At 43.8% G+C, this 25,927-nt stretch carries 27 protein-coding genes; 25 read left to right on the top strand and 2 right to left on the bottom strand.

All coding sequences use genetic code 11. From position 1 onward, the window contains the following. The first annotated feature begins 328 nt into the window (after positions 1-328). The 7 genes from H569_RS0103035 (at position 329) to H569_RS0103005 (ending at position 8,621) form a co-directional block, all read left to right on the top strand. The gene (locus tag H569_RS0103035; protein WP_027363775.1) at positions 329-2,584 is read left to right on the top strand and encodes a DNA translocase FtsK; all 2,256 of its coding nucleotides are present in this window, start codon (positions 329-331) and stop codon (positions 2,582-2,584) included. Positions 2,585-2,641: 57 nt separating this feature from the next. Beyond that, positions 2,642-3,685, top strand: a complete 1,044-nt coding sequence (gene mnmH / locus H569_RS0103030; RefSeq protein ID WP_027363774.1) for a tRNA 2-selenouridine(34) synthase MnmH — start codon at positions 2,642-2,644, stop codon at positions 3,683-3,685. Between the two features lie 19 nt (positions 3,686-3,704). Then, the gene (locus H569_RS0103025) at positions 3,705-4,460 is read left to right on the top strand and encodes a helix-turn-helix domain-containing protein (RefSeq protein ID WP_027363773.1); all 756 of its coding nucleotides are present in this window, start codon (positions 3,705-3,707) and stop codon (positions 4,458-4,460) included. A gap of 54 nt (positions 4,461-4,514) precedes the next feature. Then, complete coding sequence (gene rimO, locus H569_RS0103020) at positions 4,515-5,846, top strand: 30S ribosomal protein S12 methylthiotransferase RimO (RefSeq protein ID WP_027363772.1); 1,332 nt, start codon at positions 4,515-4,517, stop codon at positions 5,844-5,846. Further along, positions 5,843-6,391, top strand: coding sequence for a CDP-diacylglycerol--glycerol-3-phosphate 3-phosphatidyltransferase (gene pgsA / locus H569_RS0103015; RefSeq protein ID WP_027363771.1), 549 nt, complete (start codon positions 5,843-5,845; stop codon positions 6,389-6,391). Before rimO ends, pgsA begins: the two co-directional genes overlap by 4 nt. Positions 6,392-6,575: 184 nt before the next feature. Then, positions 6,576-7,127, top strand: a complete 552-nt coding sequence (locus H569_RS0103010; RefSeq protein WP_027363770.1) for a hypothetical protein — start codon at positions 6,576-6,578, stop codon at positions 7,125-7,127. A gap of 3 nt (positions 7,128-7,130) precedes the next feature. Continuing rightward, positions 7,131-8,621 carry an AAA family ATPase gene (locus H569_RS0103005; protein ID WP_027363769.1) on the top strand — a complete coding sequence of 497 codons (1,491 nt, stop codon included), beginning with the start codon at positions 7,131-7,133 and terminating at the stop codon, positions 8,619-8,621. A gap of 111 nt (positions 8,622-8,732) precedes the next feature. Here the strand turns inward: H569_RS0103005 and H569_RS0103000 are convergent, their stop codons facing one another. Both H569_RS0103000 and H569_RS0102995 read right to left on the bottom strand, forming a co-directional pair. Beyond that, on the bottom strand, positions 8,733-9,731 hold the full coding sequence (locus H569_RS0103000; RefSeq protein ID WP_027363768.1) for a peptidase U32 family protein: 999 nt from the start codon (positions 9,729-9,731) through the stop codon (positions 8,733-8,735). Positions 9,732-9,745: 14 nt separating this feature from the next. After that, positions 9,746-10,672 carry a hypothetical protein gene (locus H569_RS0102995; RefSeq protein ID WP_157833452.1) on the bottom strand — a complete coding sequence of 309 codons (927 nt, stop codon included), beginning with the start codon at positions 10,670-10,672 and terminating at the stop codon, positions 9,746-9,748. 124 nt (positions 10,673-10,796) lie between these two features. Here H569_RS0102995 and aroF point away from each other — a divergent pair, with 124 nt between their 5' ends. The 18 genes from aroF (at position 10,797) to cbiB (ending at position 25,920) form a co-directional block, all read left to right on the top strand. Further along, entirely contained in the window at positions 10,797-11,606 is an 810-nt protein-coding gene (gene aroF, locus H569_RS19025; protein ID WP_051273172.1) for a 3-deoxy-7-phosphoheptulonate synthase, read from the top strand. Positions 11,607-11,912: 306 nt separating this feature from the next. Then, the gene (locus tag H569_RS0102985) at positions 11,913-12,440 is read left to right on the top strand and encodes a CinA family protein (protein WP_034629316.1); all 528 of its coding nucleotides are present in this window, start codon (positions 11,913-11,915) and stop codon (positions 12,438-12,440) included. Between the two features lie 52 nt (positions 12,441-12,492). After that, positions 12,493-13,545: a recombinase RecA gene (recA, locus tag H569_RS0102980; RefSeq protein WP_027363765.1), complete on the top strand. Its 1,053-nt coding sequence runs from the start codon at positions 12,493-12,495 to the stop codon at positions 13,543-13,545. Between the two features lie 6 nt (positions 13,546-13,551). After that, the gene (locus H569_RS0102975) at positions 13,552-14,043 is read left to right on the top strand and encodes a regulatory protein RecX (RefSeq protein WP_027363764.1); all 492 of its coding nucleotides are present in this window, start codon (positions 13,552-13,554) and stop codon (positions 14,041-14,043) included. A gap of 95 nt (positions 14,044-14,138) precedes the next feature. Continuing rightward, positions 14,139-14,483 carry a Druantia anti-phage system protein DruA gene (locus H569_RS22990; protein ID WP_027363763.1) on the top strand — a complete coding sequence of 115 codons (345 nt, stop codon included), beginning with the start codon at positions 14,139-14,141 and terminating at the stop codon, positions 14,481-14,483. Next, a complete protein-coding gene (locus H569_RS23540; RefSeq protein WP_157833451.1) occupies positions 14,467-14,799 on the top strand; it encodes a Druantia anti-phage system protein DruA in 333 nt (110 codons plus the stop codon). Before H569_RS22990 ends, H569_RS23540 begins: the two co-directional genes overlap by 17 nt. A gap of 428 nt (positions 14,800-15,227) precedes the next feature. Continuing rightward, on the top strand, positions 15,228-16,766 hold the full coding sequence (gene rny / locus H569_RS0102965) for a ribonuclease Y (RefSeq protein WP_034629313.1): 1,539 nt from the start codon (positions 15,228-15,230) through the stop codon (positions 16,764-16,766). 196 nt (positions 16,767-16,962) lie between these two features. After that, positions 16,963-17,490, top strand: coding sequence for a hypothetical protein (locus tag H569_RS0102960; RefSeq protein WP_027363761.1), 528 nt, complete (start codon positions 16,963-16,965; stop codon positions 17,488-17,490). 15 nt (positions 17,491-17,505) lie between these two features. Then, positions 17,506-18,285, top strand: coding sequence for a TIGR00282 family metallophosphoesterase (locus H569_RS0102955; protein ID WP_027363760.1), 780 nt, complete (start codon positions 17,506-17,508; stop codon positions 18,283-18,285). 97 nt (positions 18,286-18,382) lie between these two features. Continuing rightward, a complete protein-coding gene (locus H569_RS0102950; protein ID WP_027363759.1) occupies positions 18,383-18,643 on the top strand; it encodes a stage V sporulation protein S in 261 nt (86 codons plus the stop codon). Positions 18,644-18,730: 87 nt separating this feature from the next. Beyond that, positions 18,731-19,678 carry a dipeptidase gene (locus tag H569_RS0102945; protein WP_027363758.1) on the top strand — a complete coding sequence of 316 codons (948 nt, stop codon included), beginning with the start codon at positions 18,731-18,733 and terminating at the stop codon, positions 19,676-19,678. Between the two features lie 26 nt (positions 19,679-19,704). Beyond that, positions 19,705-20,538 carry a PHP domain-containing protein gene (locus tag H569_RS0102940; RefSeq protein WP_027363757.1) on the top strand — a complete coding sequence of 278 codons (834 nt, stop codon included), beginning with the start codon at positions 19,705-19,707 and terminating at the stop codon, positions 20,536-20,538. Positions 20,539-20,701: 163 nt separating this feature from the next. Continuing rightward, complete coding sequence (locus H569_RS0102935) at positions 20,702-21,862, top strand: LL-diaminopimelate aminotransferase (protein ID WP_027363756.1); 1,161 nt, start codon at positions 20,702-20,704, stop codon at positions 21,860-21,862. A gap of 153 nt (positions 21,863-22,015) precedes the next feature. Beyond that, complete coding sequence (locus H569_RS0102930; protein WP_027363755.1) at positions 22,016-22,282, top strand: hypothetical protein; 267 nt, start codon at positions 22,016-22,018, stop codon at positions 22,280-22,282. Positions 22,283-22,389: 107 nt separating this feature from the next. Beyond that, complete coding sequence (locus tag H569_RS0102925) at positions 22,390-22,806, top strand: DUF3842 family protein (RefSeq protein ID WP_027363754.1); 417 nt, start codon at positions 22,390-22,392, stop codon at positions 22,804-22,806. Between the two features lie 23 nt (positions 22,807-22,829). After that, complete coding sequence (gene cobU, locus H569_RS0102920) at positions 22,830-23,411, top strand: bifunctional adenosylcobinamide kinase/adenosylcobinamide-phosphate guanylyltransferase (RefSeq protein WP_027363753.1); 582 nt, start codon at positions 22,830-22,832, stop codon at positions 23,409-23,411. Continuing rightward, positions 23,411-24,943, top strand: coding sequence for a cobyric acid synthase (locus H569_RS0102915; RefSeq protein ID WP_207637513.1), 1,533 nt, complete (start codon positions 23,411-23,413; stop codon positions 24,941-24,943). Before cobU ends, H569_RS0102915 begins: the two co-directional genes overlap by 1 nt. A gap of 2 nt (positions 24,944-24,945) precedes the next feature. Further along, entirely contained in the window at positions 24,946-25,920 is a 975-nt protein-coding gene (gene cbiB / locus H569_RS0102910; RefSeq protein ID WP_027363751.1) for an adenosylcobinamide-phosphate synthase CbiB, read from the top strand. Positions 25,921-25,927 lie beyond the last annotated feature (7 nt).

Here is a 25,927-nt window from a genome sequence, read left to right as displayed (position 1 = left end):
GGGCTAAACCCGCGCTTTTTCTTTTCGTTGGACCTCCAAGCTGCAATGCGTCACCAGCAGAAAGATGACCATATTGTTAGTTTGTCATTGCGAGGAGCGAAGCGACGAAGCAATCTCTTTTATGGGAAAGGGGATACACCTCCCTTTCGCTGCGATCGCAATGACGGTAAGGAAAATTGCGCAGCGCGCGGAGGGAACCACCGGATCGTCAGATTCAAATAACGTGAGAATTTTTGTGGTTAACGCCATTTAATGAGGCTTTTTTTTGTTACATGAGCAGGTATTATATGTAAATTATGGAATATGTATACTGAAAGGGGGTGCGCCTGTGCCTGCTTCTATTAAGTCCAAAGAGGAAGTGAAATTTGAGATAACCGGCATTGTTTTACTCGCGGCAGCGATATTAACTTTGCTAAGTGTTTTAAATCCAACTTCCGGCTTGGTCGCCTGGTATTTAAACAGCCTGTTGATGAAACTTGCCGGAGAAGGCAGATATCTAATTCCTTTTTTATTTGCGACATTTGGGCTGAGATTGTTGCTGCGCAAAGAAAAAGTTAAGGTTCATGTTGATTTGCGTGGTGTATTAATTATTGCATTAGTGATACTGACATTATTGCATGTTTCAATACCAAAAGATTATATTCTAAAAGCCGGATTAATGGGGGACGGTGGCGGGATTATCGGTGCTGCGGTTTACTTCCTGCTGTTAAAGGCGTTCGGGCTCTTCGGCATGTATATTGTACTGGTAACTCTTTTTTTGGTGGGCCTGTTGCTTCTGACAAACCAATCAATGGCGGAGCTTTTTAAAAAAGCTGTTCAAAAGATTATTGCAAATTTAAAAAAAACAGTTACTTTAATCAATAATTTTCTCTTTACTTCTGATGAAGAGGAGGAGCAGGAGACCCCAATAATTATTGACGGTAAGGATGGCGACATGCCGGACAGCCTGGGTCTTGTAATTGAAGAGATTAATGATGCCGGGCCTGTGCCTGTTGAAAAGAAGAGTAACGTAATTTATTACAGGCCGCCTTACTCCCAATCACGCCCTGGTGAGAAAGAAAGTAACCAGGACGAGTTTAAAGATGATATCGAAACTGAGGAGTACGGGATAAATAAGGCGGAAAAAGTTTTAATCAAAGATTCATATGTTCTTCCGCCATTATCTCTTTTAACCAAACCTGTTCGAGGCAAGGTCAGCAAAAACAATAAGGATATTAATGATAATGTAAAAAAACTTGAAGAAACCCTGGGGAGTTTTGGCATTCGGGCAAAGGTCACACGGGTCTCCAGGGGCCCGGCTATAACCAGGTATGAGGTGCAGCCGCCGCCGGGGGTAAAAGTCAGCCGCATTGTCGGGCTGGCCGATGACATCGCGTTAAGCATGGCCTCGCCGGATGTTCGAATTGAAGCCCCGATCCCCGGTAAAGCGGTTGTAGGGATTGAAGTTCCCAACAAGGAGATTGCCACCGTATACCTGCGTGAGTTGGTGGAAACGGAGGAGTTTCAAAAAATGCCGTCCCACCTAACAGTTGCTTTAGGTAAGGATATAGCGGGTGTGCCGGTGGTTGACGATCTGACCAGGATGCCGCACCTGCTAATTGCAGGTGCCACAGGGGCGGGTAAAAGTGTATGTTTGAACACGCTGCTGGCTGGAATTTTGTTTAAGTCCACCCCGATGCAAACAAAATTTTTAATTATCGATCCAAAGATGGTTGAGCTATCTGTATTTAACGGTATTCCGCATTTAGTCTCACCGGTTGTAACCGATCCTAAAAAGGCAGCGACGTCCTTGCGCTGGGCTGTCAAGGAAATGGAATATCGCTATGAATTATTTGCAAGTGCCGGAGTGCGTGATATTGTCAGGTATAATAAATATATACTTGAACATGGAAAAGTTCCATTGCCGTTTTTAGTTGTTGTAATAGATGAATTGGCTGATCTGATGATGGTCGCTCCGGCGGATGTGGAAGATGCTATCTGCAGACTTGCCCAGATGGCCAGGGCTGCGGGAATTCACCTGGTGGTGGCCACACAGAGGCCTTCGGTGGATATTATAACCGGCCTGATTAAAGCCAATATTCCTTCCAGAGTCAGTTTTGCAGTGTCATCTCAAATTGATTCCAGGACTATACTTGATATGGGCGGGGCGGAAAAATTATTAGGGCGTGGCGATATGTTGTTTTACCCGGTTGGGGCAACAAAACCGATAAGGGTTCAAGGGGCTTATCTTTCAGACCGGGAGGTGGAATTGCTGGTTCAACACTGGAAAAAACAGGCCGAACCGAAATATGATGAGGGACTTGACCGCCAGGTGAAGCAATTCAGCGAGCCGGCAGATGCCGAGGATGACCTGCTGGCCCAGGCTGTTAAAATCTTTTTGGAAACCGGCCATGCATCAATTTCTTTATTGCAAAGACGGCTGCATATTGGCTATGCCAGGGCAGCCAGGCTAATTGATATAATGGAGAAAAAAGGTTACGTGGGCGGTTACGAGGGTAGCCGGCCAAGAGCTCTTTTAATAACGAAGGAGGAATATGACCGGTTTAATAATCAATCTGAAACAAGAGCAGGAAATGATAATTAAAAAAAGGATAAATAAAGGGGTATGTCGAAGGGAATTTTAAATTAACCGGAGGACAGTATGTACCAGGATATAAGCATAGAGGATGCATTAAAAAAAATGGCAGAAATACCGGTTGTGGATCTGCGCTCGCCGGGTGAATTCCGAGAAGCGACAATACCCGGGGCGCTCAACATTCCACTATTGGATAATGTCGAAAGGGCAATTGTAGGCACCGTTCATAAACACGAAGGACCGGGAAAAGCAAGGGACGTGGCTATGGAGATACTGGCACCCAAATTGCCAGCCTTTGTATATTCCTTTAAAGAAATTGCCCCCGAAAAAAAAGTTGTCATATTTTGCTGGCGCGGTGGAGAACGCAGCCATTTCGCTGCCAGCATACTTGATGCGATGGGTTTTAAGATTTTTCGCGTTACCGGTGGCTTTAAGTCCTACCGGAAGCATGTATTACAATTCTTTGAAAGGGAGGTATTGCCGTACCGGGCAGTGGTTTTGCACGGCTTGACGGGGGTTGGCAAAACCGATGTGCTTTTGGAATTACAGAGTCAAGGTTTTAATGTGCTGGATCTGGAAGGATTAGCTAGGCATAGGGGGTCGGTTTTTGGTAAGATTGGACAGCTTCCGTCTCCTGGTCAAAAAATGTTTGAGGCTTTGATTGAAAGTGAACTAAGGTTGGTGAAAAACAACGGCTTTTTTTTAGTTGAGTGTGAAAGTAAAAGAATTGGCAAATTAATTATACCCTCATCACTTTTTAACACCATGAGTAAGGGAATTAACATATTATTGTACGCTTCTGTGCAAGCAAGGACCGAGCGGATTAAAAGAGATTATTCGACCGGAAAGGACGGTAATTTGGCCGCCCTTGAAGCAGCTATAAAACGTTTGGCCAAATATATCGGCAATCGTAAAGTCGTAGAACTCATAGCATTATTAGACAATGGCAAAATAAATAAAGTAATTGAATTTTTATTGCTTAACTACTATGATCCATTATATAAATATCCTGACGGACCAAACAATGATTATTTTTTATCCGTAAATACCGAAAATTTGGATATGGCAGTTAAAGAAATTGCTTGTTTTATGGAAGGATTGTCCCTATAATGCGGGGAGGTGATCCATATTGGCTATCGGTGAAATTTTAAGTGAAACCAGGGAAAAAATGGGGTTGTCCTTGGAAGATGTTGAAGAAGCGACTAAGATTCGCAGAAAATATGTAAAGGCCCTGGAGGATAATAATTTTGAGATTATTCCGGGCAAGGTTTATGTAAGAGGGTTTTTGCGCAATTACGCTCGTTTTTTAAGCTTGGACGGGGAGAAACTTGTCCACGAATACAACGAAATAATTAAGGATCAAATGGAAAATATTGATCCCCCACAAGAAACAATAATATCCAAAACAGAGAAGACAGGTAAGCGAAATGGAAAGTATTGGGCGATTGTTGCCGCAGTTATTCTGGTTGGTTTTATATACTTATTGGGATCTTCTTATGCCGGTTTGCAGAATAAATTATCGGAAAACGGAAAAAGTCCAAAATCAACTGATAATCCATCGTATGATGGGACTGCACCAGGGGATACAGGTCCTAAAAAACCAGAAAACAATCCCTCCAACGAAGTGCCTTTAACCGGTATGGATGTGGTATTGCAAGTGACGGACTCGGAGTGCTGGATGAGGATTATCGTTGACGATAAAAATGCTTTTGAGGGAATGGTTGGTCCTGGCAGCGTAAAAACTTTTAAAGGAGAGGAAAGCGTCCAGCTTAAGCTTGGTAATGCCGGAGCGGTAAAGGTTATGGTCAACGGCAAGGATTATGGTTTTCTGGGTGCCCCCGGACAGGTAATTACACGAGCATTTCAGGTTGGAAACACCGGGTGAACTTCTGCTGGCAGGTAACTACCATTGGGCTAAAATAAAATTGGGGATTAATAAATGAATAAGAAAATTGGTATGATTAGTCTCGGTTGCGCTAAAAACAGGGTTGACACAGAAATTATGCTGGGTCATTTAGAAAAGGCCGGTTATCAAATAACCGGCAAGGCTGAAGAAGCCGAAGTTATTATCATTAATACCTGTGGTTTTATTACATCAGCCAAGGAAGAATCCATTAACGCTATTTTTGACGCGGCAAGGCTCAAGGAAACAGGCAGGTGTGCCCACATCGTGGTTGCAGGATGCTTGGCCCAAAGATATGCCACTGAATTATTGGAAGAGATACCTGAAATAGACGGTATCATAGGTACCGGGTCAGTACCGGAAATAGTTTCAACCGTTAACAAAGTTCTAACAGGGCAAAGGCCGGTTTTGGTGGATAAACCAGGGTATATCCACCACGGCAAAGAATCGAGAATACTAACTACCCCCAGGCATACCGCCTATTTAAAAATTGCTGAAGGCTGTGAAAACCGCTGTTCATATTGTGCCATTCCAATGATTAGGGGGCCTTATCGCAGCAGGCCTTTGGAAGATATAATCGAAGAGGCAAAAGAACTATGTTTCGGTGGCACCAAAGAATTAATTGTGGTAGCCCAGGAAACCACCCGCTATGGAATAGACTTGTATGGCCGTTACCAGCTGGCCAATTTACTGCAAAAGTTGGAAAGAATTGAAAACTGCCGCTGGATCAGGTTGATGTACTGCTACCCAACAACGATAACCAGGGAACTGCTTGAAGTAATACAATCTTCACAAAAAATTTGCCGGTATATTGATTTACCTTTGCAGCATATTAATAATCGCATTTTAAAGATGATGAACAGGCGGGGAAGTAAAGAGCACATTACTTACCTGATTAGTAAGCTGAGGCGGATGATACCGGGTATTACCTTGAGAACTACGTTTATTGTGGGCTTTCCCGGAGAAACTGAAGAAGAATTTAATGAATTGCTCAGTTTTATCGAACAAACAAGGTTTGACAGGGCCGGCATATTCGGATATTCACTTGAAGAAGGAACTGCAGCGGAACAATTGCCGGGCCGGCTCAGTGATCAAGAAATAGCTGCCAGACTTGAAGCAGCCATGACACTTCAGCAGAATATTTCAGCTCAAAACAATAGAAAACTTGTCGGTGCGGAAAAAAACGTCCTGGTTGAAGGTTGGGACGATGACGCTAGCCTGTACTGGGGCCGGACCGAGGGTGATGCTCCTGAGATTGACGGAAAAGTTTTTTTTGCCTCGGAGGAACTGATACGGGCCGGGGAATTTGTGAAGGTTAAAATTCTTGATTCAACTGAATATGATTTGTCAGGAGTACGTACGAAATGAATCTACCAAACAGGCTAACGCTGCTTAGGATTTTAATGGTACCGGTTTTCCTGGCAGTGCTTTCCTTGCGCCTTCCACTTGGAGACTATATCGCCGCAGGTGTGTTTGTGCTAGCAGCATGTACCGACGGGTTAGACGGTTATATCGCCCGAAAAAAGAAGATGATTACGGCGCTGGGTAAACTGTTGGATCCCCTTGCGGATAAATTATTGGTTTCGTCTGCGTTGATTGCGTTAGTGGAAATGGATCGCCTGTCCGGGTGGGTTGCAGTTATTATCATTGGACGTGAGTTTGCGGTTACGGGACTGCGTTCTCTGGCCACTGCCGAGGGGGTAATTATATCAGCCAGCAAGTTGGGGAAAATTAAAACCATAACCCAAATAGTTGCCATTGTGGCTATGTTTTTGAGGGATTTTCCGTTTAACCTGATAAATGTTCCATTTGGTAACATAGCGATGTTCATAGCGGTTATTTTCACTATCTGGTCGGGTATGGATTACTTTCAACAAGCGGGGTTTTTGTTAAAATCCAAAAACTCAGGGTAGTTTTTTGTGGGTAGGCTTGTAAACAAATGCACAGTATCAAAACGCGCGCATATGGAACTGATTGATGCGCGCTTTTCATGTTGGGGACAATTCCCTGCCTAAAGTACCTGTTGAGTATGCTATAATAACTCGTTGTGAAAGGAAAATGCAAGCCCGGTTCGTCACCTTAGAGAGGATGGTAGAAATGCACATTAAGGGCATGAAAATACATGTAGTTATTATCGCGCTGGCTGCTGGGCTGGCTGCCTTCTTTGGTGCTCAATGGTTGTATAAAGGATTAAACTTTCAAAAACCGCTGATAGCCAAACTGGAAAACAACCCTGTGATAATTTCATATAAAATTGATGATTCGGCAGATACCTACAAGATAAGCATATCACTAAGTGAAAACGTAAACCTGATGAATTCATACCAACGGGTTTATAATGATGTTGAACAAGTTATGGGTAATCGCCCTTTTACGATTGAGCTGACTGACCGTCGAGATAACCAATTGGACAAAGTGTATGGCATAGGGAAATTTGCCATTTACGAGGCGCTACAAAATGGCGATTTTGTGCAAATGGCCAATTATTTAGATTCATACGCCAGTGAGGCGGGACTTGAGTCCAAGGTTGATATTGATGACCGCAATATTTACTGGCAAATGAAGGATGGCAAATATTATCTGTACAGTGTTATCCCCAGGAACAATGCTGAAAACAGCTCTGCTTCAGCTAAGACAGAAAGGAGGTAAAGCGTGATTAAGGAAATAAGCTTGGGAATCGGCCTTGCTGGTGTGATTTTTCTGGCCATTTCCGGTTATGATGTAGTTCCCATATTGTTTCTGTTGATGGCCGCGGGTATTCTAATTTATGTTGCCCGTTCACGTGGTATGCTGGTTAAGTCCTTTAGTGTGGCACCTGCTAATGCCTCCAAGGTTAATTTTGAGGATATTGGCGGACAGGCTACTGCCATTAATGAGCTAAAAGAGGCATTGGATTTTATTATTAATCAGGATAAGATCATTTATTTAGGAATTAGGCCCTTGAAGGGTATTTTGCTGACTGGACCACCAGGTACCGGGAAAACGCTAATGGCTAAAGCTGCGGCGGGCTACACGGAGTCGGTTTTTGTCGCCTGCAGCGGTTCGGAATTTATTGAAATGTACGCAGGAGTTGGAGCGCAACGGGTCAGGCAGCTTTTTCAAACTGCCAGAGATACTGCCACTAAGCTAAAAAAGGATAGCGCAATAATTTTTATTGACGAAATAGATATCCTTGGCGGGAAGAGGGGGCAGAATACCAGTCACCATGAATATGACCAGACATTAAACCAGATGCTGGTTGAAATGGATGGCCTTAAGGTTAATGATAAGGTAAAAATACTGGTTATGGCGGCGACCAACAGGGTGGATATGCTGGACCCGGCACTTTTGCGTCCGGGCCGTTTTGACCGTCAGGTAAAAGTTGACCTGGCGGATAGGTCAGGGCGACTGGAAATTTTAAAACTTCATTGCCGAAATAAACCTTTGTCGGATGACGTTAGCCTGAATGAAATAGCGAAACAGACTTTTGGTTTTAGCGGAGCCCATCTGGAAAGCCTGGCCAATGAAGCAGCTATTTTGGCCATGCGGGAGGGGTGTGCTGAAATAAAGCAACATCACTTCCTCGAAGCCATTGATAAAATTATGATGGGAGAAAAATTGGAAAAGCGGCCGCCTCGAGAAGAACTTGAGCGGGTTGCCGTGCATGAAGTGGGACACGCCCTGGTTGGCGAAAAAGTACGCCCAGGTTCAGTTTCAATGCTAACAATTGCACCCCGCGGTCAAGCACTGGGCTACATGAGGCAGACACCTGAAAACGATAGCTATTTATATACAAGGGAATACCTTGAGAACCAAATTCAGGTATTATTGGCAGGTTCCATAGCAGAAGAGATTGTTCTGGGCAATCGAAGTACAGGCGCTGGTAACGATTTTGAACAGGCAATAAAGACTGCCGGGCAAATTATTAAATCAGGCATGTCTGAACTGGGCGTTGTAGATCCGGACATTCTGCCTGCCGACCTCAGGCACAAGGTAATTAGTTCAATTATCAAGGAACAGGAAAAAAAGGTTAAGGATTTTCTCGGTTCTTTAAAAGGAGCCATCAAGCAAGTGGTAAATGTATTGCTGACCGAGGAAAAAATAACCGGCGATAACTTTAGGAAGCTGATTAATAGTTTTAGTATCGCTAGGCCACAGATTTAATGTTGCATGAGTCAATTGTTTAATTGAAATACAATAAGTATAAGTAATGCTCTGGAGTCAGAAGACAGAATGAGATCGTCTCGAAGTATTATTTTGAATTCTGACTCCTGGCTACCTGAAATAGCACATATAACCGTTAGAACACTGTTTTGGTGTACCCCTGATACTGCGTATTTTGGCGACACTAATTTCATCTTTATCGCACGATTCAACGTAATCCAATACCTTTCTGACAAGTTTAGCACTTAGTATTTTTTTACTTAAACTTGCTTCCCTGCCTACTATTTTTAATGAAGTTACTCCCATATTAATCAGCTCTGGAATTGCGCATAAACCACACATCCCTAACGGATACCCCTTGGGGTCACTTCCTCCGTTACAATTTCTAACATGCCACAACCATTTCCGGTAGTTTTGTAAATGCTGGGAAAATGGTTGCTTTTTGCTGTTTACATGCCTGCTGTTTTGTTTTTGAACCAGTGTGTAAAATTGCAAGGGGTTGTGGCATAAGGCCCCTCCTAACGCATGGCTGACGTTGCAGAATCCTTCCTCAAAGACACAGCCATCATTGAGTATAAAAACTTCTGTTTCAATCTTTTTGTCTATTTTGTTGATGATATTTTTAAGATCGGGCAGGTCTATATAGCGGGGGAAAATAATTCTGGATGCTCCTAAATTATTATAAAAGGATGCAGAAGCACTGTTTAAGACCGGAGCTAAGCTGCTGGCATGGATTTCCATTTTGGGGAATGCTTTTTTTATCGCTATAATCAAACCGGGGTCACCTATAATCAACGCATCCAAAGGGCAGTGCTCCAAAATATCTTCTATTAACGATAATATGACTACATGCTGATCTGATGAGTAGAAAGGCATATTTAATACCAAAAATACCGGCACATTTTTTTCATGAGCCACTGTAATAAGCCGTATTAACTCATTAAGGCTTTGAATGTTAGCGTTTTTATTCCCCCGTCTATTCATCCATACATTTGTCCCAAATTTTCTCTGCCAATTGTTTAATTGAATGCCGCAGTATAACTCGCTTGCACCCATAGCAATTAAAGCTTTGGCTTCGCTGGCGGAAGCAACAGGAGCTAATATTTTCATCATGTATCTCCTTCTTAAAAAGGCTCAGGCTGGTAAATTATTCTGTTAATACCCAGATTTTTTGCATTGCTTAATCCTGATGTTAAAAAAGCCGGTTTTTGTTTATAAAACACTGTATTGCCCCTTTGAATTAAGTCCCAGCTATGATTTATTGAAATCAAGTCATTGATCGTATTGAGGTGAAGATAATTACTTCTGCATAAATGTTGGCATGAATTGCTGTTAGTTCTAAATTTATCTTTTAGCTTAAAGTCCCAGGATTGGAAAAAACAAATTCTACCGGTGGTAACATAACCATAGGGAATATACATAGCTACTTGATATCCCCAACTTGCAATGTTGTTGTCGATACCCTGCGGTAAATTATCTATCTCTATTATTTCAACATTATATTTACTTAAAAGATCCTTCATGAGTGACCCTGCCAGGCTGCAGGTTTGGAAATGTTTAAACTTTGTATTAGAGGTTTTGCTGGGGGAGCATGGTTTGAGTCTGGGATCGCGCAGCATTTTGTTTAACAATCTCCCGAATACTGGTTTTAAGCTGGGAAACTTTTGTCTTATTAAATGCAGCACACCCCAGTCATTAACAACTACCTCGCTAGTAGGCTTACACTTAACCAGATAATAAAAAATGTCAACAAGTTTTGATAAGCCCTTTTCTGTTACATAAGGGGTAACTAGTGTGAATTTTTTTTCTCTGCTCCTGGCTAGCGCTTCTTTTATTTCTCTTATTCCCGGCATAGCCCTTTCACAAAATTCCTGGCCGAAATATATCCTGTTGAAATCTATTTCCCCAAATTCCTGCTGGAGCTTTTGGTATGCTTTTTCCCCTAAAGTTAAATCTTTACTTTGCCAGGGATCATCCAGGTGGTGGAATTGATGTAAATTGGGTATAAATAGAGCCCATTGCATAATCTTGACCCCCAAAATTAAAAACATTTATCTATTATATGAAGATTTAACATTTAGTGTCACTGTTCAACTTTAAGTCTAATTTGTCATATTGTATTATTATCCATAAGCTGCATAACTTGTTTAAATTATAAAAGTAAGGGTGATATCAGTGCCTCCATATAAGCTGGCAAGCAGGGATTTCCACCCCGATAACACGATAATCAGGGTTGGCAATGTTGATATTGGCAAAGATGTAGTAATAATTGCCGGACCCTGTGCTATTGAAGGTGTCAATTTCGTTGAGCAGGCTAAACAGCTAAGCAAAATGGGCGTAAATATTTTACGAGGAGGGGCATACAAGCCGCGAACTTCCCCCTATTCTTTTAGCGGGCTTGAAGAAGAAGGTTTAGAAATACTGGCTGAAGCCCGTAAGCAGTCTGGTTTGCCTTTTGTTACAGAAATTACTGACATCAGAAATTTGGATTTATTTTGTCAATATGTGGATATAATTCAGGTGGGCAGCCGAAATATGCAAAACTTTTGTCTCTTGCAAGAACTGGGCAGAATTAGTCATCCCGTTTTGTTAAAGCGTGGTTACGCAGCAAAACTGGATGAATGGCTTCTAGCGGCAGAATATATCTTAGCTGAAGGCAATAAAAATGTTATTCTATGTGAAAGAGGGATACGAAGCTTTGAAACTTATACTCGTTATACTTTTGATATTAATGCTATCCCTGCCGTGAAGACGCTATCTCATCTTCCAATAATCGCTGACCCGAGTCATGGAACGGGCCGTAAGGAATTGGTTATACCAGTGGCTAAAGCTGCCCTTGCCGCCGGGGCAGACGGTGTGATGGTGGAAGTGCACCCGGATCCGGAACGCGCTTTGTCAGATGGTGGTCAATCATTAACAATGAATGAATTTAAAGAATTGATTAGTTTTTTGGGTAGACTCCAATGCCGCACCATCAGAGGATGAAAATATAGTTGGTCCGTCATTGCGAGGAGCGTAGCGACGAAGCAATCTCATTTATAGGAAAGGGGACATACCTCCTCTTTGGGGTCATGGTTTTGTGGTCGGAGGAATATCCCAAATGTACTTTATGGTCTGAGGTATATCCACAAATAATGTTTCGCCATTGAGATTGCTTCGCTGCGCTACAATGACAGTAAGGGAAATTGCGCAGCGCGCGGAGGGAACCACCTATTTTTGAATGAGCGATTATCAAGCAGGGAATATTTTGATCTGACTCGAATATAGCGTAGGTGAGGTGGTAGAAGAAAAATGGTATACAGTTCGGATTCTATAACCGGTAAAGACGAGGGCGAGATGCTGGAAGACATGGTGGGGAAAATGCTGCTGGCTAAAGGGATGACTGTTGCTCTGGCGGAATCATGCACCGGAGGGCTGGTGATGAAGCGCTTGTCTGATATTCCCGGCAGTTCGGAATATTTTCTGGGTGGCATTGTTTCTTACAGCAATGAAATTAAAATAGACTTGCTGGGTGTTCCAAAAGAAACAATTGCGGAATTCGGTGCGGTTAGCGAGCAAACTGCCAGGTCTATGGCTGACGGGATTAAAAAGCTGACAAGCTCTTCAATTGGGGTTGGAATTACGGGTATAGCAGGGCCGGGTGGAGGGACACCCCAAAAACCAGTTGGACTGGTTTATATTGCCCTTGCATCAGACAACCCGGTAAAGTGCCAAAAATTTAATTTTACGGGAGATCGTAATGAGATTCGTTTAAGCGCTGCTGATGCTGCATTGAATATGATTAGAGAATATATTCTTGGACTTGACAGAAACCGGTAATAATATATAGAATTACTACATAATCGAACATCTGTTTTTAGGAGGGGTTCCATTGACCGAAAGACAAAAAGCCCTGGAAAACGCTCTTTTACAAATTGAAAAGCAATTTGGCAAAGGCTCAATAATGAAGCTGGGGGAATCATCGGCAAAAATCACCGTCGAGACCATTTCTACAGGATGTATAGCACTTGATGTTGCCCTGGGTGTGGGCGGGGTGCCAAGAGGACGGGTAATTGAAATATTCGGCCCTGAATCTTCAGGCAAAACGACGGTGGCGCTGCACATTATTGCCCAAGCCCAAAAAGCTGGAGGTACTGCTGCATTTATTGATGCGGAACACGCCCTGGATGCCAGCTATGCCTCCAGGATCGGTGTGGACATTGAGAATCTTTACGTGTCACAGCCGGACACCGGAGAGCAGGCGCTGGAAATTGCGGAGCATTTGGTGCGCAGCGGGGCCATTGACGTGGTGGTTATTGATAGTGTTGCTGCTCTGGTGCCGCGGGCTGAAATAGAAGGTGAAATGGGTGATTCTCATGTGGGCTTGCAGGCTCGTTTGATGTCCCAGGCCCTCCGCAAGCTGACCGGAGTAATTAGCAAATCACGCTGTACATCCATCTTTATTAATCAGTTAAGGGAAAAGGTGGGGGTTATGTTCGGAAACCCGGAGACTACGCCTGGCGGCCGGGCCCTGAAATTCTACGCTTCGGTCAGACTGGATGTGCGCAAAATTGAGAGCATTAAGCAGGGTACTGATGTAATAGGCAGCCGTACCAGGGTTAAAGTCGTTAAAAATAAGGTTGCGCCTCCTTTTAAGCAGGCTGATTTTGATATTATGTATGGCACGGGTATTTCGCTTGAAGGATCTATTCTGGATATGGCGGTTGATCTTGGGATTGTAAGTAAGAGTGGCGCCTGGTATTCGTATCGGGATGAAAGATTGGGTCAAGGCCGGGAGAATGTTAAGGAATTACTGAAAGAAAGACCGGAGTTGGCTGTAGAATTGGAACATGAAATACGGTGCCGGGTAGGGTTGGCCAAGCAGGTGGACAAACAGGATCAGCAAGAACAGGATTCCATCGGTGCTACAACAAAGGTTAAATAAAGTACCATGCCTGATTTGAAAAAAGCGAAGAATAAGTGCTATCGCCTGCTGGCTCTAAGGCCGCGAACTGAGTACGAACTTGGGCAAGCCTTAAAAAACATGAACATTGGTCAGCAGGAAATCAGTGCAATTATCAATGAGCTAAAGGATCAAAAATTGGTTGACGATGAATATTTCGCTGTGAATTGGGTGAGATGGCGGCTTTCTTCAAAACCGGTTGGAAAAGAATTCCTGAGAGCCGAACTTAAGTATAAAGGAATTGATAGGAAAATTATAGAAAAATCATTATCCGGTTATAATGATGATATGGAACTGGAAATGGCATTGCTGGTGGCCCGGAAAAAGGCTCGACAGTATGACTGTAACACATGGCGTAAGTTAGCTGGTTTCCTTGCCAGGAGGGGGTTTTCAAACGATGTGATCAGAAAAGTTGGTTGTCTGCTGGCAGGTGGAAGCACAGTGGATATCAGGGCTGCGTCAAAGTCGAAATTGACTTAGATGTAGTAAGGGTTTTATGAAAGAACTGGCTATTATCTTTTTGAACCGTTACAATAAAAGTAAGACTAAGTGAAACGGTTCAAAAAGGAGCTACCATGCCAGCGCAAACTGAGTTACAAGAATTGCTTGTTCGACCAATTCAACCGCAAGAAGAATCCGAATGGAACCAGTTGATGGCAACCTACCATTACCTTGGCTTTCGCCAGTTGGTAGGCGAATCCATCAAATATGTGGCGGAAATTCAGGGCAAATGGGTCGCTTTACTTGGGTGGGGAACCGCTGCGCTTAAATGCAGATCGCGAGATGAGTGGATTGGTTGGTCGAAAGAACTGCAATGGAGCCGACTCATCTACGTGGCCAATAACTTGCGCTTTATCACTCTTCCGGGGATTCGCATTCATTCCGAATCTTGCATCCAAAATTTTGTCGTTAAATCTTAAACGGTTATCGGCAGACTGGTTAGCAGTATATGGACACCATCTTGTGCTGGTTGAAACGTTCGTCGAACACTCTCGGTTTACCGGAACATGCTATCGTGCAGCCGGATGCTTACGCTTGGGACAAACGAGCGGCTACGGTCGCAATGCGGGTCAGTACTATTTTCATGGAACATCTAAAACCATCTTTGTGTATCCTTTGCATCGGCATGCCCGTAATTGGTTGTCTGCTCCATTTTTGGTGCCGGAATTGCGAGGAGGATCGATGCCCGTGATAAATCTCAATGCGCTAAACTTGGAACACCAAGGTGGTCTTTAAGATGTTGTAGTCGTAAACCGAAGCGCGCCTTGCAGTATGTCAATTTGTAATCCGCGGTTAAGGTCTTTCGTATATTTTTGTATTATGCCTTATTCAGATTTTAAATTCTGACTCTGACGAATCCCTGCAGTGGATATATCTTGACATTGTATTATATAAAAAGTAAAATTAAATTTGGGAGAAAGTAGAATTGGAAGTTATCCGGGTTTCGGGTTTATATATATCTTTTCAAATTATATAATTTTTATAAATATATCTGCGGCATGTTTTTTGGGGTGCCGTGCATATGTTTCATTTCACCGTTGCCGGACAAGTCTAATAAATCCGATTCTTTTTCTTACCGAGTAATGCTCGGTGTTTTTTTTGTTAAACTGAGCAGGTTTACGATATTATAACTTGAATTTCAGGTTAGGAGGTGACACGGCACATTGAATACCAACCTGGCAATCATTATAATTGTTGCAGTAATTATTGCCTTTGGGGCCGGATATCTGGTAAGGAAATTAATTGCAGAATCAAAAATTGCTTCTGCCGAGGCATTGGCCAGGAAAATTTTAGAGGAAGCTCAGAAAGATGCTGAAGCTAAAAAGAGAGAAGCAATATTAGAAGCAAAAGAAGAAATACTTAGACAAAAAAACGAAATGGAGCGTGAAAATAAGGAGCGCCGGTCGGAGCTTCAAAGACTGGACCGCAGGTTGATGCAAAAGGAAGAATTGCTCGAACGAAAAATTGAGGGCATTGAGAAAAAAGAAGAATCATTAACCCGCAAGGAATCGGAAGTTGAAGCTCTGAAAAAAGATCTTTCCACCATGTATGACAAGCAAGTTATTGAGTTGGAAAGAATATCGGGGCTAACATCAGAAGAAGCGCGCCAAATATTACTTGCGGATATTGAAAAAGAAATTCAGCATGAAGCTGCTATAATGATCAAAGAAATTGAAAATAAGGCCAAAGAAGAGGGAGAAAAACGGGCCAGGGAAATAATAACTTCCGCTATTCAAAGGTGTGCTGCCGATCATGTGGCTGAAACAACGGTGGCAGTGATTCCGTTGCCCAATGACGAGATGAAGGGACGCATTATCGGTAGGGAAGGCAGAAATATCAGGGCGTTTGAAACCGCTACAGGAATTGATCTAATTATCGATGATACCCCCGAGGCGGTTATTCTCTCGGGCTTTGACCCCATCCGCAGAGAAGTTGCTCGCATATCTTTGGAAAAGCTGATTGTAGATGGCCGGATACACCCGGCCAGAATCGAAGAAATGGTTGATAAAGCCCGCAAAGAAGTTGATCAGCAAATTCGTGAGGCTGGCGAGCAGGCAATCTTTGAAACAGGCATTCATGGTTTGCACCCGGAGTTGATCAATTTGTTAGGCAGGCTTAAATACCGCACAAGCTATGGGCAAAATGTTTTAAAACACTCTATTGAGGTTGCGCACCTGGCAGGTTTGATGGCCGCTGAATTGGGTGTAGACGTGCAGTTGGCTAAAAGGGCTGGATTACTGCACGACATAGGTAAGGCGGTAGACCATGAAGTTGAAGGCCCGCACGTCGCTATCGGGGTTGAATTGGCTCAAAAATACAGGGAGAACAAAGATGTTATACATGCTATAGCCGCGCATCATGGTGATGAAGAACCAAAAACCATAGTTGCGGGGCTGGTTCAAGCGGCGGATGCAATTTCCGCTGCCCGTCCGGGAGCCAGACGTGAAACACTGGAAGCATACATTAAACGTTTGCAAAAGCTCGAGGAAATTGCAAGTACTTTTGAGGGAGTAGAAAAGTCATACGCCATCCAGGCAGGTCGAGAGATAAGAATTATGGTTAAACCCGACAAAGTTGATGACCTCGGTGCTATTAAATTAGTACGTGAAATAGCTAAAAAGATTGAGAATGAACTGGATTACCCTGGGCAGATAAAAGTAATTATTATTAGAGAAACCAGGGTTGTTGATTACGCAAAATAAGAAAACCAGGCGATCTCTTTGGATAAACACCGGTTTTTAATGTCGACCAAAAAGACTACCATTAAAAGGTGTTTTTTCAGGAGATCGTTTTTTAATTTGGAATAATTTTTTATGAAAATTTGAAAGAAGTCAATGCAGGAATATAAACGATAATCAAGAAGACTTATTAGATTAGAATCGAGGAGTCGAAAGGAAGGTGGATTCTTTGCGGGGCAAATATAAGGGCGGAGATGACGTAACCGACAGTATGGGGCTGTTAATATCCATACTTGTTCGCTACCCTGAAGTATCTGCTGTGAATTTCGACCCGTTGGAACAGATGATCCGGTTTAGTTTTATATGCTCGCGCGTAGCTGATGAAAAAGAACTCATTGAATTTAAAATGTATCTTATGGATAGCATTCAGTCTTTTAATTATCTTGAAGGAAAAGATGCCAGCATCATTGAGATTTCTTATGAGGTATGCGACAATTTAACGTTGTTTGAAATTAAAAGGGATGTCAGCACCCTGGTTCAGGAAGAAATTGCGCTGGTGGTTCAAGTCTTTTACCAGTATTGGCAAGGTAATTTGGTGCTGGACCTGAACGATGCCTTAATAGAAGAAGAAATGTTGATGCAGGAAGAGATAATAGACCATATGCTGGAAAGTGTCAAGGGATCTGAAAATGATAAGTATCTTTACGCTTTCAGAGAAGAGGGCAAGGTGCTTGTTTTTAATAAATAGGTGGTTTTGGCTTTGATTCGTTTATTAATGATCGGTGATATCGTAGGGCGACCTGGGCGAAGGGCGGTAAAAGAAAATTTACCAGGACTTGTGCAGGAACAAAAAATTGATTTTGTTATTGCTAACGGGGAAAATGCAGCCGGGGGTAATGGCATAACCAGGGAAATTACCAGAGAGCTTTTTACCTATGGAATTGATGTTATAACAATGGGTAACCATGTCTGGAACAAAAGAGAAGTTATTAATTTTATAGAAAATGAGTCCAGGTTAATTAGACCTGCCAACTACCCGCCCGGTACACCTGGTAAGGGCTACGGCATTTATAATACTAAAAATAATGTTAAAATTGGGGTATTTAATTTATCAGGCAGGATTTTTATGCCTGATCTTGATTGTCCATTTCGCAGTGCTGCTACAATACTGCCTTTACTAAAAGAAGAATGCAAGATAATACTGCTTGATTTTCATGCTGAAGCAACTTCCGAAAAAATAGCTCTAGCCTACTATTTGGATAATGATATATCAGCATTTTGCGGTACCCATACCCATGTACAAACTGCTGATGAAAGGATTTTGCCTGGCGGTACGGCCTATATCACTGATGTAGGTATGACCGGCCCTTATGAATCCGTAATTGGTGTAAAAAAAGAATTGGTCATTGAAAAGTTTTTGACCCAGATGCCAAAAAGGTTTGAGGTCGCTGCCGGTACTTATCAGTTTAACGCGGTTAGAATTGACATTGATGAACAAACAGGCAATGCATTAAGTATTACAAGGATACAAAATTATGAATAAATTTTTTTCATAAACAGGAATCTTAACTGAGTTGGAGAATATATCTATTTAAGGGATATATGGAGCAGTCTTTCCAGATTAGAAGGAGGTTCGATGAATGGAAGTGTTAAAAGTTTCAGCAAAATCCAATCCAAATTCTGTAGCCGGCGCCCTTGCTGGAGTACTGAGGGAAAGAGGCTGTGCCGAACTTCAAGCCATTGGTGCAGGGGCTTTAAACCAGGCAATTAAAGCAGTTGCTATCGCCAGGGGATTTGTTGCGCCCAGTGGAGTAGATCTTATTTGTATTCCGGCTTTTACAGACATAATTATTGATGGAGAAGAGAGAACAGCAATAAAATTGATAGTCGAACCCCGCTAAAATTTTGTTATATTGGTTGTTACAAAAACCTGTTTATTCCAGCGGGAATAAGCGGGTTTTTTAATTTTGGGTAAATGAGGTGATGATATGATAATGGGGCTGGTTGTTGACGGCCATTGTGATACTTTGACAGTTATAGAGTCTCAGAATCGAACGCTTGGAGAATATTCAAAAGTTGGACAATTGGATTTGCAGCGAATGCGTTCAACCGGTGTGGACGTCCAGCTGTTTGCCATATTTATTAACCCAAAAGATAAAGACATGGCTTTAAAAAAATGTCTTTATTACATTGACAAATTTTACAGCGAATTGTATCAAAACTCTGAAATTATCGAACACGCGTTAAACGTGCGGGATATTTGCCGTATCAACAGTCAAGGTAAATTAGCCGCATTGCTTTCAATTGAGGGTGGCGAGTGTTTATCCGGCGATCTGGCTGTTTTACGTGTTTTATACCGTCTTGGCGTTCGTTCTTTGACCTTGACCTGGAATGCGCGTAATGAGCTGGGAGACGGCGTCGGGGAAGGAGAAGCGAGTGGCGGGTTAAGTAAGTTCGGACGTTCGGTAGTACGGGAAATGAATAGCCTGGGAATGTTGATTGACGTGGCACATTTGTCTGAACGAGGGTTTTGGCATGTTGCTGAGACGTCAACTCAACCATTTGCTGCTACACATGCTAATTGCCGCTTCATTTGCAATCACCCCAGAAACCTCAGCGATGAACAAATCAAATATTTGGCTAACACGGGAGGTTTAATCGGGCTGACTTTTGTGCCCGAATTTTTAGATGATCAAAAGCCGGGCCTTGAAGCTTTGCTGCGCCATGTGGATCATGTGGCATCAATTGCCGGGACGAAGTGTATTGGCTTAGGCAGCGATTTTGATGGCATGGAGAGGCTGGCTTATGGCCTTGAAGATGTCACCTGCCTGCCGGTTATAGCTGAAGCGCTTTTGAAACGAGGTTACAGCAATGATGATATTTCTGATATAATGGGAGGAAACTGGATGCGTTTGTTAAAACAAGTTTTGAAATAAGTACTGCAATGGGGGCAGGTGATTATATGTTCGCGGACTTGCATGTTCATACGAATGTATCGGATGGTGCCAGTTCCCCCGTGGAAGTTGTTCAATACGCGGCTCGGATTAATCTCCGTTGTATTGCAATTACAGATCACGATACAATGGACGGTATAGATGCAGCCCGGGTAGAAGCACAACTAAATGGTGTGGACCTGTTAAGCGGAGTTGAGTTGAGCACGGAATGTGAAGGCATGGAAGTGCATATCTTGGGTTATTGCATTAATCCGGAAAACTCCAAATTTAAGAAACACCTTATTGCTTTTCAAGATGCCAGGCTTACACGTGCCTACAAAATTATAAATAAACTGCGGGATCTTGATATCAATATTGATATCCATCAGGTTTTAGCACTTGCCGGAAAGGGATCGGTCGGCCGGCCCCATATTGCCAAGGTATTACTGGCAGAGGGAAAAGTCAGCAGCGTGGCGGAGGCATTTGAAAAATACATAGGTGTAGGGAAGCCGGCTTATGAACCAAGAATGAAATACCATCCTTTGGAAGTGATTGGTTTAATCAAGCAAGCCGGGGGCGTTCCGGTACTGGCGCACCCAGGTATATCCTGTGATGATAAACTGGTAATGAGGCTAATTGAAGGCGGAGTGCAGGGTATTGAGGTGTACCATCCTCAACATAACAGGGATATGGAGAAAATGTATTTAAAAATTTGCCGTGAGCATCGTCTGATTGTTTCCGGTGGGTCGGATTTTCATGGATTGGGAGCAACAAACCACGGCAAGTTGGGTGAATCTGTTGTTCCTTATGAAACGGTTGCTGAGATAAGGCACACAGCATCAAAGAACAGGGCTGCATTGTAAAAGTACTCAGAAGTCAGTAGTCGGAATGAGAGAACCGTAAAAAAATAGGAGCAAGAAGTCAGCAGCAGAGAACGGTTTAGTGTCTCGTAGTATTCTGAATTCTGACTACTGAATTCCGAATACCTAAATAGTTTTTATCAGTAATATTATGGGAGTGATAGAATTGCATGTGGCTAATCGAATCAAAGACCTTGATTCGGCAATTTTTAATGAGCTTGAAGTAATCAAGCGCCAGGTGGAACAGAAAGGAATTAAGGTGATCAATTTGGGTGTTGGAAGTCCCGACCAGCCCCCTGCACCTCATATTATAGAAGCCATGCACAGGGCCCTCGACAACCCCGGCAATTATCGTTACCCGCTGGAGGGGAAAATTGAACTTCGCCGGGCCCTGGCGTCCTGGTACCAAAAAAGGTTCGGGGTGGAGCTCGACCCGGTTACGGAAGTACTTGTCTTAATGGGCTCCCAGGATGGCTTGGCGCATATAGCGCTGGCGTATATTAATCCCGGTGATACGGCACTGATACCCGACCCTGGATACCCCATCTATGCCTGCAGTATTTTACTTGCCGAAGGTGTTATTTATCCCATGCCTTTGTTGAAAGAGAATAACTATTTGCCTGACTTGGGGGCAATACCTGGTGATGTGGCCAAAAAAGCTAAGTTAATGTGGGTTAACTACCCCAATAACCCGGTTGCAGCATCGGCGGATAGCGATTTCTTCAACCGCCTGGTTCAATTTGCCAGAGAATATGATATCCTGGTTTGCCATGACATAGCCTATTGTGAACTTGCTTTTGACGGTTATAAACCCGTTAGTTTTTTAGAAACAACAGGGGCGCGGGAAGTGGGCATAGAGTTTTATTCACTCTCCAAAACGTATAATATGGCAGGTTGCAGGCTTGGTTTCGCCGTAGGTAATGCCAAAGTGTTGGAAGCCCTGGCCCGCATCAAATCAAATATTGATTACGGTGTGTTTAATGTTGTTCAAGAGGCGGGAATTGCGGCATTGGAAGGACCTCAGGAAAATGTGGAGCAAAACGCGCAAAACTACTGCAGGCGCAGGGATATTCTGGTTGACGGGCTTGCCGCGCTGGGTTGGGATATGCCCAAGCCCAAGGCTTCCATGTTTGTTTGGGCGCCGGTACCGCAAGGGTACGCTTCCTCTCGTGAATTTGCCATGAAATTGCTGCACGAAACAGGTGTTATGGTTATACCTGGAACGGCTTTCGGGGCGCAGGGTGAGGGCTATGTGCGGATAGCATTGGTTCAGGAGGATGATGTTTTACAGGAGGCAGTTAACCGGATCGGCAGTTATCTAAGGTAAGGGGACACACCCCTTCGGGGAATGTCCAAATCAGGTATGGGGACACACCCCTTCGGGGAATGTCCCCAATATAGTGGTAGTTGATAATTGATAGATGTCTATTTACGCGCCACCGGACATATAATAAAAAAAATCAGTCAGGGTGGTGGTGCGATGGCGGATTCTTCGGAAATGGAGTACTTCCAGCGCAGGATTCAGGAGCTCGAAGAAAAGGTAGATCAACTCCGGCTCAGCCGGAGGGTTTTGATGAATTTGGTAGAAAAGGTTGAGAGAGAAAAAACATTTTTTTTAACCAAGCTGGAAAAGGAAAACCGCAAATTGCACAAGGATAATTACAAGTATGCCAGGTGGTTGTTAAAGAAAAATAAACAAATAGTAGAATTGCAAACCAGGCTGGAAAGGCAGTCTGGTTCAAATTAGCCTGGAGACCCTTTTGCGGGGTCTTTTTTGTGCGTCCGCTAAGATAAAGCTGATTCGCGCGCGTTCTTTGCGAAATGTGGTATAATGCTTTTTGAGGTGTTGATTAAATGAGAATAGCCGTCATTGACGGGCAGGGCGGGGGTATTGGTAAGCATATAATGGACAGGCTCAGGCGTGAACTCCCGGATGGAATTGAGTTTCTGGCCCTGGGAACAAATGCCCTGGCTACATCAGTTATGCTGCGTGCCGGGGCCAATGAAGGTGCAACGGGAGAGAACGCTGTCATTTACAATGTGTCCCGGGTGGATTTAATTGCCGGGCCCGTTAGCATTATGTTCCCCAATGCCATGTCAGGTGAGCTTTCACCTGCTATGGCAGAGGCTATTGCGGCCAGCCCGGCACCAAAGGTGCTGCTACCTCTAGCCCGCTCCGGGGTTAATATAATTGGTGTGAAATCTGAACCCTTACCCCATTTAATAGAAGAGCTGGTGAAAAAGGTAAGGGAAGTTTTGGACCTCTCATAAACGGACAACGGGGGAGATATTTTTTGGATGCAGGTGAGATCGTTTTGGTAATTGGCGGTGCCAGGAGTGGTAAGAGTGACGTTGCCGAAAGATATGCTTCAAGTTTGAGTAACCAGGTTATTTACCTGGCTACGGCCGGGGTGCAGGATGAGGAAATGGCCAGAAGAGTTAAGCTGCACCGTGAACGCAGGCCGGAAAACTGGCCTACCATTGAAGAAAAACGCCATTTGGGCAATGTTTTAGCAAAGTTGCCCGCCGGCTCAATTGTTTTAGTTGATTGTTTGACCATCTGGATCACTAACTGGCTGCTTGATGAAACTGCAGAGGATTTATCAGACGAAGAAAAGGAAGCTCGGATTTTGCAAGAGACCTCTAATTTTATCAAAGCTGCACAAGATAACAGACTGAGGCTTATTATGGTTAGCAATGAGGTGGGCTATGGCTTGGTACCAGGCAATGCTCTTGGAAGGCTCTTTCGTGACATTGCAGGAAAAGTCAACCAGTATGTAGCTGCTATGGCAGATAAGGTTTTTTGGGTTGTAGCCGGAATACCTGTGGAGATTAAGTCGCTGGCCATGAATAATGCTTTTCAGGAGGGAATTTAATGCTGGCTCGTACTATCATGGTGCAGGGAACGGCTTCTCATGCCGGTAAAAGCATTTTGGTCGCTGCATTGTGCAGGATATTTTATCAGGATGGGTTAAAAGTCGCACCTTTTAAATCACAAAATATGGCCCTTAATTCCTATGTAACTGCTCAAGGCGGTGAAATGGGTCGGGCCCAGGTGGTTCAGGCTGAAGCTGCGGGAATTGAGCCGGACGTAAATATGAACCCAATATTACTAAAGCCCACCGGCAATGCATCATCTCAGGTTATAGTGCTGGGGAGGCCGCTGGATAATTATTCCGCCGAGAGTTATCACAGTAAAGTCGCCTCGGGCTTATGGGGAGTGGTGACCCGAGCATTGGATCAACTGCGCCATGCATACAGCGTGGTTGTTATTGAAGGAGCAGGCAGCCCGGCTGAGGTCAACCTTGATGATACTGAGATAGTGAATATGCGCGTTGCGCGTGAGGCTGACGCTCCTGTGCTTTTAGTTGCGGATATCGACCGGGGTGGCGCTCTGGCCGCGGTGGTCGGGACGCTTGAATTATTACGCACTGAAGACCGTCAACGGGTTAAGGGAATTATTATAAATAAGTTTAGGGGAGACGTCAGTATCTTTCAGCCGGCCATTGATTTTTTGGAACAAAAAACCGGAATTCCTGTCCTGGGTGTAATTCCATTTATTACTGATTTGCGCATACAGGATGAGGACTCGGTGGTAATGGAGGAAAAAAATTACCGGTCCGGCGGCGATGACCAAAAAGTTCAAATTTGTGTGATCAGGCTTCCCCGGCTATCCAATTTCACAGACTTTGAACCCTTTGAGATTGATGATGACGTTGAGTTACGCTATGTGCGCAAGGTTAACGAGATGGGGCGGCCGGATTTAATCATTATTCCGGGCAGCAAGAACACCATTGAGGATTTGTTGTACCTTAAGGAGACAGGTCTTGCAGGCGAAATTGTCAGTGCTGCCAAAAAAGGCACTTCTGTGGTTGGGATATGCGGCGGTTTTCAAATGCTGGGCAGCGAGCTGCTGGATCCCGATGGGACAGAATCAAGTATAGAGCAACTTTCGGGGTTGGGCTTACTTGAAATGAAAACGGTTTTTGCCAAAGATAAAATAACCAGTCAGGTTGCAGCGGTAATCAATGGCGGAGGTGAGTTCTTGGACGGTTATGCCGGTGAATTAACCGGGTATGAAATACATATGGGCCGGACGGAACTTGGAGAAAACCTTGAACATGCTTTTAACATTCAAAAAAGGTCGGGCAGGCAAGTCGCTGTAAAAGACGGGGCAGTGTCAAAAAACGGTAACGTTTGGGGAACTTACATACACGGTATTTTTGACAACGACGGGTTTAGGAGACACTTGATCAGTGTTCTAAAGCAGAAAAAAGGTATTAAGGGAGAACAGTCAGGTCAGGTTATGAGCACTTACGAAAGAAGACAAAGGGATTACGACCGCCTGGCTGATATTGTTCGCTCGAATTTAAATATGAAATTAGTATATTCCATACTGGGAATTTAGTTATGGATATTATCATAGTACAGGTATTGCTGGGTTATGTTCTGGACCTTGTTTTGGGTGATCCGTCTATGATTCCACATCCGGTTGTGATTATAGGCAACTGGATTGCCAGGTTGGAAAAGCTGCTCAGGAAGCATGTTTTTTCTCCGGCAGGTTTAAGGATAGCCGGCGCGGCTGTAGCTGTTTTAATAACAGCAGGCAGTTATATTGTGGTTAGCTTGATTTTATTAGCCGCATCAAGGGTTAACTTTTTTATTTATATGTTAATTGCCGCCTGGCTTATTTCCACGACAATTGCAAACCGGGGGCTGGCCTGCGCGGCGAAAGAAATAAAAGAAGTACTTGTATCCGGCAACCTGGGTTTGGCCAGGGTCAAGGTAAGTTGGATTGTCGGCAGGGATACAAGCGAAATGGATCCGGGTGATGTAACGCGCGCTACAGTGGAAACAGTGGCGGAAAACCTGGTGGATGCAGTTGTAGCACCAATTTTTTATGCTCTAATTGGCGGACCAGCGCTGGCTATGGCCTATCGGGCTGTAAATACATTGGATTCCATGCTGGGCTATAAAAACGAAAAATACCTTTACTTTGGGTGGGCCTCTGCCAGACTTGACGATATCGCTGGTTACATACCGGCACGTTTGGCCGGCATGGCGTTGTTGATTGCCGCCTGGATTACAAACAGGGATAACAGGTCGGCTCTGGCAGCCTGGCGCAGGGATGCCGAATTGCATCCCAGCCCCAACAGTGGTGTGCCTGAATCCGTCATGGCCGGTGCCCTGGGGATCAGGTTGGGTGGAAGAAATTCGTACGGCGGCGTGGTTTCTTTTCGCCATTATATGGGGGAGAACCGTGAAGACTTGCGGCCTGACCATATTGCCCGGGCTGTTGAAATGCTTTACCTGGGCTCATTTATTAGTTTAATCTGCTGTTGTCTGGTAAGATTCTTAATAATTAGTTGGCGGGTATTGGCTTGAAGGGAAT

The organism is Desulfotruncus alcoholivorax DSM 16058 (assembly GCF_000430885.1).
Taxonomy (GTDB): domain Bacteria; phylum Bacillota; class Desulfotomaculia; order Desulfotomaculales; family Desulfallaceae; genus Desulfotruncus; species Desulfotruncus alcoholivorax.
Note: the sequence above shows the minus strand (reverse complement) of the source record. Positions and strands in the feature narration are given on the sequence as shown.

What these genes read in the sequence shown, in the direction of transcription:
- mnmH (WP_027363774.1), top strand. Translation starts at nt 2,642, where the DNA reads ATGTACCAGGATATAAGCATAGAGGATGCATTAAAAAAAATGGCAGAA.
- rimO (WP_027363772.1), top strand. Translation starts at nt 4,515, where the DNA reads ATGAATAAGAAAATTGGTATGATTAGTCTCGGTTGCGCTAAAAACAGG.
- pgsA (WP_027363771.1), top strand. Translation starts at nt 5,843, where the DNA reads ATGAATCTACCAAACAGGCTAACGCTGCTTAGGATTTTAATGGTACCG.
- H569_RS0103010 (WP_027363770.1), top strand. Translation starts at nt 6,576, where the DNA reads ATGCACATTAAGGGCATGAAAATACATGTAGTTATTATCGCGCTGGCT.
- H569_RS0103000 (WP_027363768.1), bottom strand. Translation starts at nt 9,731, where the DNA reads ATGAAAATATTAGCTCCTGTTGCTTCCGCCAGCGAAGCCAAAGCTTTA.
- H569_RS0102995 (WP_157833452.1), bottom strand. Translation starts at nt 10,672, where the DNA reads ATGTTTTTAATTTTGGGGGTCAAGATTATGCAATGGGCTCTATTTATA.
- H569_RS0102985 (WP_034629316.1), top strand. Translation starts at nt 11,913, where the DNA reads ATGGTATACAGTTCGGATTCTATAACCGGTAAAGACGAGGGCGAGATG.
- H569_RS0102975 (WP_027363764.1), top strand. Translation starts at nt 13,552, where the DNA reads ATGCCTGATTTGAAAAAAGCGAAGAATAAGTGCTATCGCCTGCTGGCT.
- H569_RS22990 (WP_027363763.1), top strand. Translation starts at nt 14,139, where the DNA reads ATGCCAGCGCAAACTGAGTTACAAGAATTGCTTGTTCGACCAATTCAA.
- H569_RS0102950 (WP_027363759.1), top strand. Translation starts at nt 18,383, where the DNA reads ATGGAAGTGTTAAAAGTTTCAGCAAAATCCAATCCAAATTCTGTAGCC.
- H569_RS0102945 (WP_027363758.1), top strand. Translation starts at nt 18,731, where the DNA reads ATGATAATGGGGCTGGTTGTTGACGGCCATTGTGATACTTTGACAGTT.
- H569_RS0102940 (WP_027363757.1), top strand. Translation starts at nt 19,705, where the DNA reads ATGTTCGCGGACTTGCATGTTCATACGAATGTATCGGATGGTGCCAGT.
- H569_RS0102930 (WP_027363755.1), top strand. Translation starts at nt 22,016, where the DNA reads ATGGCGGATTCTTCGGAAATGGAGTACTTCCAGCGCAGGATTCAGGAG.
- H569_RS0102925 (WP_027363754.1), top strand. Translation starts at nt 22,390, where the DNA reads ATGAGAATAGCCGTCATTGACGGGCAGGGCGGGGGTATTGGTAAGCAT.
- H569_RS0102915 (WP_207637513.1), top strand. Translation starts at nt 23,411, where the DNA reads ATGCTGGCTCGTACTATCATGGTGCAGGGAACGGCTTCTCATGCCGGT.
- cbiB (WP_027363751.1), top strand. Translation starts at nt 24,946, where the DNA reads ATGGATATTATCATAGTACAGGTATTGCTGGGTTATGTTCTGGACCTT.